Origin of the sequence: Halomonas sp. 707B3 (genome assembly GCF_024158645.1) — a bacterium.
GTDB lineage: Bacteria > Pseudomonadota > Gammaproteobacteria > Pseudomonadales > Halomonadaceae > Vreelandella > Vreelandella lionensis.
In genome coordinates this window covers 1-12324 of record NZ_JAMZBE010000103.1, presented here as the reverse complement: position 1 = coordinate 12324, position 12324 = coordinate 1, and the positions used below count along the sequence as shown (strand labels likewise).

Here is a 12324-nt window from a genome sequence, read left to right as displayed (position 1 = left end):
CACTATCGAGGGCGCTTTGCCCCCACCCCTTCCGGGCCGCTAGCGGCGCGGGCATCCAAATAGCTGCCTAAAGCGGCAACCAGCGAGCCAAGGTGCAGCGGCCCGGAAGGGGTGGGGGCAAAGCGCCCTCGATAGTGAGCGGTGGCGGTCATGGCAACCCGTCGTTTGGAAAACTGCGTAGCGATGAGAAGAGCACAAGATGACAAACAAAAACGGGCACCTCAAGGGTGCCCGTTGGCTGTCATCTTAGGATGACGAGGCGTTTGGTACTTAACCGCCCAGTTGCTTCTCTTTCAGCTCGGCCAGGGTTTTGCAGTCAACGCAAAGCGTGGCGGTGGGGCGTGCTTCCAAACGGCGGATGCCAATTTCCACGCCGCAGGCTTCGCAGAAGCCGTAGTCGTCTTCATCGATTTTTTCGATGGTCTCGTTGATCTTTTTCAGCAACTTACGCTCGCGATCCCGGGTGCGCAGTTCAAGGCTAAATCCCTCTTCTTGCGTCGCGCGGTCGGCGGGGTCGGCGTAGTTGTTAGCATCTTCCTGCAGGTGGCGTACGGTACGATCCACCTCTTCCATGAGGTCCTGTTTCCAGTCCAGAAGCAGCTGGCGGAAGTGCGCGAGCTGCTTCTCGTTCATATACTCTTCACCCGGTGCCGGCTCATACGGGATGAAGGACTTGGACGCTTCCGGTTTCTTTTCCGCTACTGGCATGGGAGTGCCCCTTACGTATGTGACTGCTGATCGACCATGAGCGTGTGTCACGATCTCACGCCAAAGGGATGCTTGTTTAGCTGAAAATTGCACGTGATGCAAGCATAATAGTGCATTTTGGCCCATGGTCCCACATCGTGTGCGGCCAGGGTCATGATTAATCTACTACTAGGTGAAGGAGCCATGATGGCCTGGAATTCGCGTGTTGATCACGTTGCGCCTTTTCGCGTGATGCACTTACTAGAAATGGCTCAGGCACGTGAGGCGGCTGGGCATGACGTGATTCATTTGGAAGTGGGAGAGCCCGATTTTGCCACTCCCGCACCCATTGTGGCGGCGGGTCAGCAGGCGCTTGCCGAGGGAAAAACGCGCTACACCCCCGCAGCCGGTTTGGCGTCGCTACGTGAAGCCATCGCTGGGCACTATGCCGAACACTTCAATGCCACGGTGGACCCTGCACGTATTCTGGTCACGCCCGGCGCTTCTGGCGCGCTGCTACTGGCTAGCCAACTGTTGGTCGAAAGCGGCGACCGGGTCTTAATGGCCGACCCTAACTACCCCTGTAACCGCCACTTTATGGCCCTGGCGGGTGCGGAAATTGATACCGTGCCCGTTGGGCGTGACAGCAGTTGGCAGCTCACCGCGCCGCTGATTGAGCAGCACTGGCAGGCCAAGACGCGTTTAGCCATGCTGGCCAGCCCCTCAAACCCGACTGGGCATACGCTGGATGCTGAGGCGCTTACGAAGGTGATCGACACGGTAGCTGCCAAGGGCGGTGATGTCATTGTCGATGAGATTTACCAGGGGCTGAATTACGATGACGCGCCGCTGTCGGCCACGTCGCTGTCGGATGACGCCTTTGTGGTGAACAGCTTTTCCAAATACTTCGGCATGACCGGCTGGCGCTTGGGGTGGCTGGTCGCCCCGGAGCAGGCTGTCGAGCCGCTGACTCGACTGGCGCAAAACGTGTTTCTGGCTGCTCCGACGCCTTCCCAGCATGCGGCGCTGGCAGCGTTTACCCCGGAGTGCCGGGATATTCTGGAAACCCGTCGCGCCACCCTCAAACAGCGTCGCCAAGTGCTGCTGGATGGCCTGGCCGAGCTAGGGCTTGCGCCGGATCTACCGCCCCAGGGGGCGTTCTATCTCTGGCTGGATATCTCCCGCTACAGTCGCGACAGCCAAGCCTTCTGCGAGCGCCTGTTGGTGGAGGAGAACGTCGCCATCACTCCAGGTATCGACTTTGCCGTACAGGGCGGCGAGCACCATGTGCGCATCGCGTTCACCAACGACGTGGCACGGCTGCAGGAGGCGGTGGTGCGCATCGCGCGCTTTGTGAGCCGCTTATGATGACCTATCCAGGGCTGGTGCCCGGCACGCTGCTGCGCCGCTATAAGCGCTTTCTGGCCGATGTGCGTCTGGATAGCGGTGAGGAAGTGGTGGCTCACTGCCCGAATACTGGCTCGATGAAGGCGGTGAACGTGCCCGGCTGCCGTGTATGGCTCTCGCCCAGTAATAACCCCAAACGCAAGCTGGCCTGGACCTGGGAGTGGATAGAGCTGCCCGAGCCAGATGGTGGAACGGCGCTGGCATCGGTTCACACCGGGCGAGCGAATGGCTTGGTCGAAGCAGCGATTAATGCAGGGGAGATAGCACCTCTTACGGACTATCAAACGTTAAAGCGTGAGGTAAAGGTAGGCGAAGCGCGGCTCGATTTTCGCTTGGATGACCCTGAGAAGGGTGCCGCCTACGTGGAGGTCAAACAAGTCACGCTGAAAGAGGAGGATGGTCACGGCTACTTTCCCGACTCCGTGAGCGTGCGTGGTACCAAGCATTTGCACACGTTGGCTGCGCTGGCCGAGCAGGGCGAGCGGGCAGTGCTGCTGTTTTGCGTGGCGCATGAGGGGATTGCGGACGTGGCAGCGGCGACGCATATCGACCCCACCTATGCGGCGGCGCTGAGTGATGCGGTGAACGCGGGTGTGGAAGTAGTGGCGTATGGCGTGATGGTGGAGTGGCAGCAGAGTGTACCGGTAGCGGCCAGCCTGGCGCGGGCGCTACCGGTACGGGTTTAGCGTTCGATATAGAAGCGCTGGATAAAACTCACCGGCTCGGGGTTTTCATTGCGGTCGTAGCGCACGTCGAGATTGAAGCGCATGGGCTCGTCTTGGCGTAGCGTGAACGTGGCAAGATGGTAGGTGGCATCGCCATCGTGCACGGTGCGAAAGCTGAGCGGTTCGCGGGTGTCGGTGAGGTCGCTAACGTAGCCTTCAACGCTGGCGTTGACCGGCCGCGTGGTGCCATCCGGCTGACGCTCGCGCACACTCACATTCACCAAACCGTGCCCGATGCTGCGCTGGATACTGTTCGCCTGCGCCACTTCTGGGGTAAGAAAGCGCGTTTCAATGGCGTTGTAGTGGATCTCGTAATCCCCCACTTCCACCATCTGCTCGGCCGCTGCCTGGGTGGCGCTGAGCAGCGTCCCCAGCAGCACCAGCAAAAGTGGAAAGCGTCGCAGTGTCGCAATAGCCATAGCGTGTCTCCTCTCTTGGGTGAGGTAAAGGCTCTGTTACAGGCGTAAGTGTGCGTTATGGGCGTCGACGTACCCGGAAAATGGCAATTTCACCAAACAGGTTAGGCCACCACTTCGAGGTCCAATGCCCCTTGTGGTCGCCAACGCCCACGGCGCGGTCAACAATCACCAGCCCTTTCTCTTTGCACAGGTGCTCGAAGTCGTTAAACGTCGATAGGTGAATGTTGGGTGTGTCGTACCACGCGTGGGGCAGCGATTTCGACACCGGCATGTAGCCGCGCAGCCCCAGGTGAATGCGGTGACGCCAGTAGGCGAAGTTAGGGAAGGTGATGATGCCCTCCTCGGCTACTCGCAGCATTTCATCGAGCATCTTATCCGGGCGGCGCAGCGCTTGCAGCGCCTGGGTCATGATGACTTGGTCATAGCTGTTATCGCAGAAGCTGCCCAGGCCGTCGTCCAGGTTATGCTCGATCACGTTGACGCCGCGTGCCACGCACTGGGTGATGCCGTCGGGGTCAATCTCTAACCCATAGCCGGTCACACCTTTCTCTTGGGCCAGCCGCTCCAGCAGAATGCCGTCGCCGCAGGCCAAGTCCAGTACGTGGGCACCTTGAGGAACCCAGTCGTAAATTAGTTCAAGATCCGTGCGCATTAGCGTGTTTCCTCCGCGCCTGCGGCGTCGATGTGCTGCTCTCGTGCGACGCGGCCCATAAAGGCGCTGAACAGCGCTTGATAACGCGGTTCCGGCAATAAGAAGGCATCGTGCCCATGGGGCGATTCAATATTGGCATAGCTCACCGATTTGCCCGCGCGCGTCAGCGCATCCACCAACTCCCGGGAGCGCGACGGAGGGAAGCGCCAGTCGGTGGTAAAGCTGACGATCAAAAAGGGGCACTGCGCCGGTGCCAGGGCGCAGGCAAGATCGCCGTCGCAGTTGGCCGCTGGGTCAAAGTAGTCCAGCGCTTTGGTCATCAGCAGGTAGGTGTTGGCATCAAAGGCGGTCGAGAAGGTATCGCCCTGATAGCGCAGGTAAGACTCCACCTGAAACTCGACGTCGAAGCCAAAGTTCAGGTCGTCGCTGCGCAGGTCGCGGCCAAACTTGCTTCCCATGGCGTCTTCGGAGAGATAGGTGATATGTCCGACCATGCGGGCCAGCTTTAGCCCCCGTTTGGGCACGGTGTCGTGCTCGGCGTACCAGCCGTCGAAGAACTCCGGGTCTGAGCGGATGGCTTGGCGGGCGACCTCGTTAAAGGCGATGTTCTGCGCCGAGAGGCGCGGCGTGGCCGCAATGACGACGGCATTGGCGACCCGTTCGGGGTAGGTGATCGTCCACTGCAGCACCTGCATGCCGCCCAAACTGCCGCCTACTGCCGCTGCCCAGCGCTCAATGCCCAGATGATCGGCGAGGCGCGCTTGGCTGGTGACCCAATCGCTCACCGTCACCACGGGGAAGTCAGGACCCCACTGGCGGCCGGTGTCCGGGTTATGGCTCACCGGGCCAGTACTGCCGTGGCAGCCGCCTAGGTTGTTCAGCGACACCACGAAAAAGCGATTGGTGTCGATGGATTTGCCGGGGCCTATGTGGGCATCCCACCAGCCAGGTTTGCGATCCTCGGCCGTGTGGTAGCCCGCAGCGTGATGATGCCCCGACAGCGCATGGCAAATCAGCACCGCGTTAGAGCGCTCGGCGTTCAGCGTGCCGTAGGTCTCATAGATCAGTTCGTACTCCGGCAGCGTCTTGCCGCAGGCAAGCGGCAGCGGCGTATCAAACTTAACCACGTGAGGGGTCACAAGGCCAACGGAGTCCGCTGGCCGGTCGTCATAAGCAAGAGTGTCTGAATCAGGCATCGAAAGCGCTAGTCCTGCAAAAATAAGTCCTGCAAAAAGTAAGCTCGGGGCGATAGTCGAGTCGATAGGGCCTTTATAGGCCTACGAGTGCGCCCGAGATGCCCGCCGCGCGGATCAGCGAGCCAACCACTAAGCCGTCTACTAGGTTAATGGCGATAAAGACCACGATCGGCGAAAGATCAATCATGCCTAGCGGCGGAATCACTTTTCTCACCGGAGCCATGATCGGCTCGACCAACTGCATCACCAGCAGCGCGCCGGGGTGGCTGGCATTCGGCGCGACCCAGCTCAGAATGATCATCACGATCATGGCAAAGAAGTAGATCTTCAAGATGGCGTTGGCCAGCGCGGCCACCCCGGCAATCAGCAGCCCTGCAATGGGCGGCATACCCACGCCGATCACCATGAAAATGGCAATCATACTGACGACTTTCAGCACGAAACCGGCCGCCAGGGTGGCAAGGTCAAAGCGACCGGCGACTGGCCCTAAAAAGCCTTGGAACAGCCCCACGACGGGCTGGGTGATTTTCACCACCGACTGGCTGAGCGGGTTGTAGTAATCCGCTCGGGATGCCTGCAGCAAGAAGCGCAGCATTAACAGAAACAGATAAATATTGATCAGCGAGTTAACCAGCATTAACCCGGCGCTGCCTAATTGACTTCCCATTGCGGCTTCTCCTAAAAAATGTCGTTCTTGAGATGAGCGGCGTGCCTGCAGTTCATCCCGTTCTTATGGCGTGATTCACGGTCTGTTGTCTACGTAAGACTCAATCGTTACCGCTTAGCTCTTTGGACATGGCATCGGCGCGCGCGGCGCAGGCCTGCATGGCGTCGGAAATGATCGTGCGCAGGTGCGCGTCTTCCATATGCGCAATAGCGCGCTCGGTGGTGCCGCCCGGTGACATCACGTTCTGCTTCAACGTGGCCGGGTCTTTGTCGCTGCGCTGGGCCATAGTGGAGGCCCCCAAGGCGGTTTGAATGGCCAAGCGGCGGGCGGTTTCAGCAGGCAGGCCGAGCTTCACGGCGGCCTCTTCCATGGCTTCAAACATCAAGAAGAAGTAAGCCGGAGCGCTGCCGGAAACCGCGGTCACTGCATCCAGTAAACGCTCTTCCTCGACCCACTCGACAATGCCCACAGCTTCCATCAGCTGCGTGGCGAGAGTGCGCTGGGCATCGCTGACCGCCGCGTTGGCGTACAGGCCGCTGGCGCCGATACCGACCAGTGACGGAGTGTTGGGCATGCAGCGCACCAGGGCGTTGCCGCCGCCCAGCCACTGGTCGATGGTGTTGGCATCCAGGCCAGCAGCAATGGAAATTACCAGCGGCGCCTGCTGCTGAACGCTTTCACGCAGGGCTTCACAAACGCCGCGCATGATCTGCGGTTTGACCGCCAGCACGACCACATCTGCACCGTTAACCGCTGCACTGTTGTCGGTGTGGGTATGAATACCCAGGCGCGCCTTCAGCGGAGCCAGTTCGCTTTCGTTGGGGGCCGTGGCGGTGATGTCGCTAGATGAGACACCGCTTTCGATCAGGCCGCCGATAATGGCACCGGCCATGTTGCCTGCGCCAATGAAGGTGATCTTGCTCGCCATGGGGGTATCCTTTTTCGCAAATGGCTGCGTCTTGCAGCGTGTGAAGTAAACCGTGTGTTGTTTGAGCCGCGTGCAGTGTGAACCGTAGTTAGCCCCGAGCGCCAAAAATGGCGGTGCCTAAACGTACCAGCGTGGCGCCTTCTAAGACAGCCGCTTCTAAATCGTCGCTCATGCCCATCGAGAGCGTATCCAGCGGTGCCTCAGGCAGTGCCGCTTGGAGCTCTTCTAAGAGCTGGCGCAGCGCTGCCAGCGGCTGGCGCTGTTCTTCTAGCGTCTCCGCCGGAGCGGGAATCGCCATCAGCCCGCGCAGGGAAAGGCCTGGCAGCGTGGCAATCTCTTGGGCCAGCGCTAAGGCATCCTCGGGCAGCACGCCGGATTTCGATGCCTCGCGGCTAATATTGACCTGCAGACACACGTTCAGCGGCGGTAATGCTTCCGGGCGCTGTTCGCTCAGGCGTTTGGCGATTTTTAATCGGTCAACGCTGTGTACCCAGGCAAACTGCTCGGCCACAGCGCGGGTCTTGTTCGATTGCAGCGGGCCAATGAAGTGCCACACAATGCCGTCAAGATCCTCAAGCGCCGCCTGCTTATCCAGCGCCTCTTGCAGATAGTTTTCACCAAACTCGCGCTGGCCGTGCTGCCACGCTTCGCGCAGCATCTCGGCGGGCTTGGTTTTGCTCACCGCCAGCAGGGTGGCGCTGGTGGGAGAGCGTCCGGCATCCTCAAGCGCCCGGCGCAGGCGTTCACGCGCAGATGCAAGTGACTCGGGGAGCGCGTTGTCTGTCATACTCAAGCACCTTACCGCAGCTGGGAAAGAGAGATGGATATTACCGAACTGCTGGCATTCTCGGCAAAGCAGAATGCATCCGACCTGCACCTTTCGGCGGGTCTGCCTCCCATGATACGTGTTGATGGCGATATTCGTCGGCTTAATGTGCCCGCCATGGAGAACAGCGACGTTCGGCGGCTGATCTACGACATCATGAACGATCGGCAGCGCCGCGACTACGAAGAGCATTTAGAAGCGGACTTCTCGTTTGAAGTGCCGGGCGTGGCGCGCTTTAGGGTCAATGCCTTTAACCAGGCACGCGGGGCGGGGGCGGTGTTCCGTACCATTCCCAATAAGGTGCTTTCCATGGAAACCTTAGGCATGGGCGAGGTGTTCCAGCGCCTTTCGATGCTACCTAGAGGATTAGTGCTGGTGACCGGGCCCACGGGGTCGGGGAAAAGCACGACCTTGGCGGCGATGATCGACTACATCAACGAACAGCGCTTCGAGCATATTCTAACCATCGAAGATCCGGTGGAGTTTGTGCACACCAGCAAGCGCTGCCTGATTAATCAGCGGGAGGTTCACCGCGATACTCACAGCTTCTCTGGGGCGCTGCGAAGCGCGCTGCGCGAAGACCCGGACGTGATTTTGGTCGGCGAGCTGCGGGATCTCGAAACAATCCGTTTAGCGCTCACCGCTGCTGAAACGGGGCATTTGGTATTCGGCACCTTGCACACCACTTCCGCGGCGAAAACCATCGACCGGATTATTGATGTATTCCCCGGCGAAGAGAAATCTATGGTGCGCTCGATGCTGTCTGAATCGCTCCAGGCGGTCATCTCGCAAACGCTGTTGAAGCGTCAGGGCGGCGGACGCGTGGCGGCTCACGAGATCCTGGTCGCCACGGCAGCGGTGCGTAACCTCATTCGCGAAGATAAGGTGGCGCAGATCTACTCCGCCATCCAGACCGGCGGTGCACTGGGAATGCAAACCCTGAATGCCTCGCTCGCCAAGCTGGTTAAAGAGGGCGTGGTGAGTATGGAGGAAGCCCAAGCAAGGGCTAAAGGCACGCTGACGTTAAAAGATGAGTAAGGCGGCACAAGGATAATAGACGCGATGAGTGAGTCAGCCAGCGGTATGACCGCGACCCAGTGGCTGCACCAACTGCTGGGCATCATGGTCGAGCAGCAGGCCTCTGACCTGCTGATTTCGGTGGGCGCACCGCCCAGCTTGAAAACGCCCAAGGGGCTGATGCCGCTGGGGCGTCAGCCGCTCTCCTCTAGCCAGGTGCGCAGCCTGGTGCTGAATGCGGTTCCCGAGAAGCAGCGTGAGCGATTTCATGAGGAGCACGAGGCGAACTTTGCCCTAAGCCTGGAGAGTGCGGGGCGGTTTCGGGTAAGCGCCTTTCAACAGCGTAACGAGCCCGCCATGGTGGTGCGCCGTATTGCGCAGACCATTCCGACCCTTAGCGCGCTTGGCGTGCCTAGCCAGTTGGCGACGTTGGCCAATGCCAAACGCGGGCTGGTGCTGGTGGTGGGCGGCACGGGAACGGGGAAATCCACTACCCTGGCGGCGATGATTCAGGAGCGCAACGCCTCAGTCGGTGGGCACATCATCACCATTGAGGACCCCATCGAGTACTTGCATCCGCATCAGCGTGGCATCGTTAATCAGCGCGAAGTGGGGGTGGATACGGAATCCTTCGAGGTGGCGCTGAAAAATACGCTACGCCAAGCGCCGGATGTGATTTTGATTGGTGAAGTGCGTACCCGCGAGACTATGGAGCACGCCCTCACTTTCGCGGAAACCGGGCATCTTTGTCTGGCGACATTGCACGCCAACAACGCCAACCAGGCGTTGGAGCGCATCCTTCACTTCTTTCCCCATGAGCGGCACGAGCAGGTGCTGATGGATTTGTCGCTGAATCTGCGTGCCGTGGTCGCGCAGCAGCTGCTGCCTACTCAGCAGGGCGGCCGCTGTGCGGCGATTGAGATTCTGCTCTCGTCGCCACGGGTGGTGGATCTGATCCGTAAAGGGCGTATTGATGAATTGAAGCAGGCCATGGCAGGCTCCCGCGACGCGGGGATGCAAACTTTCGATCAGGCGCTTTATGCGCTTTATCAAGCGGGCCAAATCAGCCAGCAAGTGGCGCTGGCCCATGCGGATTCCGCCAACGACCTGCGGCTGATGATCAAGCAGGGCGACGCCGCTGCCAGCGGTAAGCCGTTAGACGCGCAGGTGCCGTCTCATCTTGCTCTGCGCGACGGTGACGATTATTGATGGCCTTCGCCGCTAGGGGGCGTAAATGCCGCCCAATACCCGCGGGCCGCTGGCGCCGGTCACGGAAGGCAGGTTGCCGGGTAGCCCGTGCAGGCGTTGGTGGGCGAGCCAAGCAAAGGCTCCTGCTTCAATCCAATCTTCCGGCCAGCCCAGCGTGGCGGGGGAGAGCAGCGTGACCTTAGGAAGGTGCGCGGCTAGCCTTTCCATCAAATAGGCGTTATGAGCACCGCCACCACCCACCAACAGCGTGGCGCTGGGCTGGCTTAGCGGCAGTTGGGCCACCCCTTGCGCGACACTCACCGTCGTCAGTTCGGCTAGCGTTGCCTGAACATCACGGGGGGCTTCGTTGCCAGTGAGGTGGTCGCTCAACCACGCTAAGTGAAACAGTTCGCGCCCGGTGCTGCGCGGCGGTGGCTGATGAAAAAAGGGTTCTTGCAGCAGGCGGGCGAGCAGCGCTTGGTCGATTTGCCCGCTGGCCGCCCAAGTGCCGTTCTCATCAAATCGCCCGGTGTGATGCTTGGCAAACCAGGCATCCAGCAGCACGTTCGCCGGGCCGGTATCGAAGCCCACCACGGCGCGCTCCTGCTCTTGAGGAAGCCACGTAAGATTGGCAAAGCCGCCCAGATTCAGCACGAGCTGTTCGCCTGGGCGCTGCCCAAACAGCGCTTGGTGGAAGGCGGGTGCTAAAGGCGCTGCTTGGCCGCCAGCGGCCAAGTCCCGGCGGCGAAAGTCGGCCACCACCGTACACCCCGTCAATTCTGCCAGCAGGCTCGGGTTATCTAGCTGTAGCGTATACGCCGGACCACCCTGGTGACCTTGCGGCGCGTGCTCAATCGTCTGGCCGTGGCTGCCAATCGCCGTAATCTGATCCGGGGTGAGCCCCTGTTCCGTTAATAGTGCTGTAACGGCCTGGGCCTGGAGGCGGCAAAAGGCATCCTCGGCGGCGGCCAGTTCGGCAAAGTGCGCTGCTGGCGCGTGGCACAGGTGCAGTAGCTGCGCGTGCAGCGTATCGGGCATGGCAACGTCAGCCGTGGCTAATAGCTTAGGCGGCGTGCCAGGAGTGATAGAGACCAGGGCGGCATCAATGCCGTCCAAGCTGGTGCCTGACATGAGCCCAATATAGTAGGCCGTCGGTGTGGAGGAAGCGGTTTTCATCATGCGAGTCATCCAAAACGGGGTGAAGGCTCAACCAAGGCGGTGGAGCGTGATAACATCGCCCACTATTGATTATTTAAACGCCTTTAACGGCACATAGTACATGGAGAGAGGCAATGAGTGAGGTGGATCAGGCGTTAGCGCTGCTGTCGCGAGGTACGCATGAAATCCTGGTAGAAGACGAGCTGCGTAAAAAGCTCGCGTCCGGTCGCAAGCTGCGTATTAAAGCAGGGTTCGACCCTACAGCACCTGATTTGCACCTGGGCCACAGCGTACTGCTGACCAAAATGCGCCAGTTCCAAGATCTTGGTCACACCGTTATCTTTTTGATTGGTGATTTCACTGGCCGCATAGGTGACCCGACCGGTAAAAACGTCACCCGCAAGCCGCTGACCGAAGCCGACGTCAAGGCGAACGCGGAAACCTATAAAGAGCAGGTGTTTAAAATCCTCGATCCGGAAAAGACCGAGGTGCGCTTCAACGCGGAATGGTTTGGCGAGTTAACGGCTGCCAAAATGATTGAGCTGGCAGCACAAAGCACCGTGGCTCGCATGCTGGAGCGTGATGACTTCGAGAAGCGCTACAAAGCGAATCAGCCGATTGCGATTCACGAGTTTCTTTACCCGCTAGTGCAGGGCTATGACTCCGTCGCACTAGAAGCTGATATCGAACTGGGCGGCACCGATCAGAAATTTAACCTGCTCATGGGGCGCGAGATTCAAAAGCACTTCGGCCAGGAGCCTCAGGTGGTCATCACGATGCCCCTGCTAGAAGGTTTGGACGGCGTGCAGAAAATGTCCAAGTCGCTTGGCAACTACGTGGGCGTGGATGAAGCACCGGGTTCCATGTTCAATAAGCTGGTCTCCATGCCCGACAGCTTAATGTGGCGTTACTTCGAACTGCTCTCGCTGAAATCGAACGAAGAGATTGAGGCGTTGAAGCAGAGTGTCGAGCAGGGTGCGAATCCTCGCGATGTGAAAATGGAGCTTGCCCGCGAACTCATCGCCCGCTACCACGGTGATGAAGCCGCCGCGAATGCGCACAAGTCGGCGGGTAACCAGTTGGCCGATGGTGAGTTGCCGGAAGACCTGCCGGAAGTAGACGTTGATTTTGAAGGCAGTGAGCAGGCGCCGATTGCGACGGTTCTGAATCGCTCAGGTTTAACCAAGAACAGCGCACAAGCCAAAGACATGCTGAAAAATGGCAGTGTCAAAGTGGATGGTGAGGTCGTTGCTCAAGACACCATGCTGACCACTGGTAAAGTGTATGTGATTCAAGCGGGCAAGAAGCGTTACGCTCGCGTGACCCTGGTGTGAACTTTCTGAAAACTTTTTCACATTAGCTCTTGCCAACCCGGCCGCGAATCCGTAAAGTACGCATCCGCTGCCGGGGACGCCCAGCGTTACCAGCGGTGAAAGAGGTTGAAAAACCTCTGG

Annotated in this window: 13 protein-coding genes and 1 pseudogene; 5 read left to right on the top strand and 9 right to left on the bottom strand. The window is 59.6% G+C overall.

The window, feature by feature from the left end; genetic code table 11:
* Positions 1-35 precede the first annotated feature (35 nt).
* Together BIS10_RS13245 and dksA are read right to left on the bottom strand one after the other, a co-directional pair.
* Positions 36-152, bottom strand: a pseudogene (locus BIS10_RS13245) (glutamate--tRNA ligase family protein); the annotation flags it as partial.
* 118 nt (positions 153-270) lie between these two features.
* Complete coding sequence (dksA, locus tag BIS10_RS13240; RefSeq protein WP_044629489.1) at positions 271-708, bottom strand: RNA polymerase-binding protein DksA; 438 nt, start codon at positions 706-708, stop codon at positions 271-273.
* 186 nt (positions 709-894) lie between these two features.
* Here dksA and BIS10_RS13235 point away from each other — a divergent pair, with 186 nt between their 5' ends.
* Complete coding sequence (locus BIS10_RS13235; protein WP_253505862.1) at positions 895-2055, top strand: aminotransferase class I/II-fold pyridoxal phosphate-dependent enzyme; 1161 nt, start codon at positions 895-897, stop codon at positions 2053-2055.
* Positions 2052-2780, top strand: a complete 729-nt coding sequence (sfsA, locus tag BIS10_RS13230) for a DNA/RNA nuclease SfsA (RefSeq protein WP_253505860.1) — start codon at positions 2052-2054, stop codon at positions 2778-2780. Before BIS10_RS13235 ends, sfsA begins: the two co-directional genes overlap by 4 nt.
* On the opposite strand, the gene BIS10_RS13225 is transcribed toward sfsA, so the two are convergent.
* The 6 genes from BIS10_RS13225 to BIS10_RS13200 all read right to left on the bottom strand — a co-directional run bounded on the left by BIS10_RS13225 (position 2777) and on the right by BIS10_RS13200 (position 7468).
* The gene (locus tag BIS10_RS13225; protein WP_253505858.1) at positions 2777-3238 is read right to left on the bottom strand and encodes a DUF4426 domain-containing protein; all 462 of its coding nucleotides are present in this window, start codon (positions 3236-3238) and stop codon (positions 2777-2779) included. The two genes, sfsA and BIS10_RS13225, sit on opposite strands and share 4 nt — an antisense overlap.
* Positions 3239-3293: 55 nt before the next feature.
* The gene (gene metW / locus BIS10_RS13220; RefSeq protein ID WP_253505856.1) at positions 3294-3890 is read right to left on the bottom strand and encodes a methionine biosynthesis protein MetW; all 597 of its coding nucleotides are present in this window, start codon (positions 3888-3890) and stop codon (positions 3294-3296) included.
* The gene (locus BIS10_RS13215; protein WP_253505854.1) at positions 3890-5086 is read right to left on the bottom strand and encodes a homoserine O-acetyltransferase; all 1197 of its coding nucleotides are present in this window, start codon (positions 5084-5086) and stop codon (positions 3890-3892) included. Before BIS10_RS13215 ends, metW begins: the two co-directional genes overlap by 1 nt.
* A gap of 73 nt (positions 5087-5159) precedes the next feature.
* A complete protein-coding gene (locus BIS10_RS13210; protein WP_062360581.1) occupies positions 5160-5753 on the bottom strand; it encodes a YggT family protein in 594 nt (197 codons plus the stop codon).
* 100 nt (positions 5754-5853) lie between these two features.
* The gene (proC, locus tag BIS10_RS13205; protein WP_083023329.1) at positions 5854-6681 is read right to left on the bottom strand and encodes a pyrroline-5-carboxylate reductase; all 828 of its coding nucleotides are present in this window, start codon (positions 6679-6681) and stop codon (positions 5854-5856) included.
* Positions 6682-6769: 88 nt separating this feature from the next.
* On the bottom strand, positions 6770-7468 hold the full coding sequence (locus BIS10_RS13200) for a YggS family pyridoxal phosphate-dependent enzyme (RefSeq protein ID WP_253505852.1): 699 nt from the start codon (positions 7466-7468) through the stop codon (positions 6770-6772).
* Positions 7469-7501: 33 nt separating this feature from the next.
* Here BIS10_RS13200 and BIS10_RS13195 point away from each other — a divergent pair, with 33 nt between their 5' ends.
* Positions 7502-8545, top strand: a complete 1044-nt coding sequence (locus tag BIS10_RS13195; RefSeq protein ID WP_253505850.1) for a type IV pilus twitching motility protein PilT — start codon at positions 7502-7504, stop codon at positions 8543-8545.
* 24 nt (positions 8546-8569) lie between these two features.
* Entirely contained in the window at positions 8570-9733 is a 1164-nt protein-coding gene (locus tag BIS10_RS13190; protein ID WP_301282049.1) for a PilT/PilU family type 4a pilus ATPase, read from the top strand.
* Positions 9734-9745: 12 nt separating this feature from the next.
* Here BIS10_RS13190 and BIS10_RS13185 read toward each other — a convergent pair whose 3' ends face one another.
* On the bottom strand, positions 9746-10888 hold the full coding sequence (locus BIS10_RS13185) for an anhydro-N-acetylmuramic acid kinase (RefSeq protein WP_253505864.1): 1143 nt from the start codon (positions 10886-10888) through the stop codon (positions 9746-9748).
* Between the two features lie 116 nt (positions 10889-11004).
* On the opposite strand from BIS10_RS13185, the gene tyrS reads away from it, so the two are divergent.
* The gene (tyrS, locus tag BIS10_RS13180) at positions 11005-12204 is read left to right on the top strand and encodes a tyrosine--tRNA ligase (protein WP_172415843.1); all 1200 of its coding nucleotides are present in this window, start codon (positions 11005-11007) and stop codon (positions 12202-12204) included.
* Positions 12205-12324: the final 120 nt, after the last annotated feature.

Coding starts and splice junctions, on each gene's coding strand:
- BIS10_RS13190 (WP_301282049.1), top strand. CDS start 8,570: ATGAGTGAGTCAGCCAGCGGTATGACCGCGACCCAGTGGCTGCACCAA.
- tyrS (WP_172415843.1), top strand. CDS start 11,005: ATGAGTGAGGTGGATCAGGCGTTAGCGCTGCTGTCGCGAGGTACGCAT.
- BIS10_RS13195 (WP_253505850.1), top strand. CDS start 7,502: ATGGATATTACCGAACTGCTGGCATTCTCGGCAAAGCAGAATGCATCC.
- BIS10_RS13185 (WP_253505864.1), bottom strand. CDS start 10,888: ATGAAAACCGCTTCCTCCACACCGACGGCCTACTATATTGGGCTCATG.
- sfsA (WP_253505860.1), top strand. CDS start 2,052: ATGATGACCTATCCAGGGCTGGTGCCCGGCACGCTGCTGCGCCGCTAT.
- BIS10_RS13200 (WP_253505852.1), bottom strand. CDS start 7,468: ATGACAGACAACGCGCTCCCCGAGTCACTTGCATCTGCGCGTGAACGC.
- proC (WP_083023329.1), bottom strand. CDS start 6,681: ATGGCGAGCAAGATCACCTTCATTGGCGCAGGCAACATGGCCGGTGCC.
- BIS10_RS13215 (WP_253505854.1), bottom strand. CDS start 5,086: ATGCCTGATTCAGACACTCTTGCTTATGACGACCGGCCAGCGGACTCC.
- BIS10_RS13225 (WP_253505858.1), bottom strand. CDS start 3,238: ATGGCTATTGCGACACTGCGACGCTTTCCACTTTTGCTGGTGCTGCTG.
- BIS10_RS13235 (WP_253505862.1), top strand. CDS start 895: ATGGCCTGGAATTCGCGTGTTGATCACGTTGCGCCTTTTCGCGTGATG.
- metW (WP_253505856.1), bottom strand. CDS start 3,890: ATGCGCACGGATCTTGAACTAATTTACGACTGGGTTCCTCAAGGTGCC.
- dksA (WP_044629489.1), bottom strand. CDS start 708: ATGCCAGTAGCGGAAAAGAAACCGGAAGCGTCCAAGTCCTTCATCCCG.
- BIS10_RS13210 (WP_062360581.1), bottom strand. CDS start 5,753: ATGGGAAGTCAATTAGGCAGCGCCGGGTTAATGCTGGTTAACTCGCTG.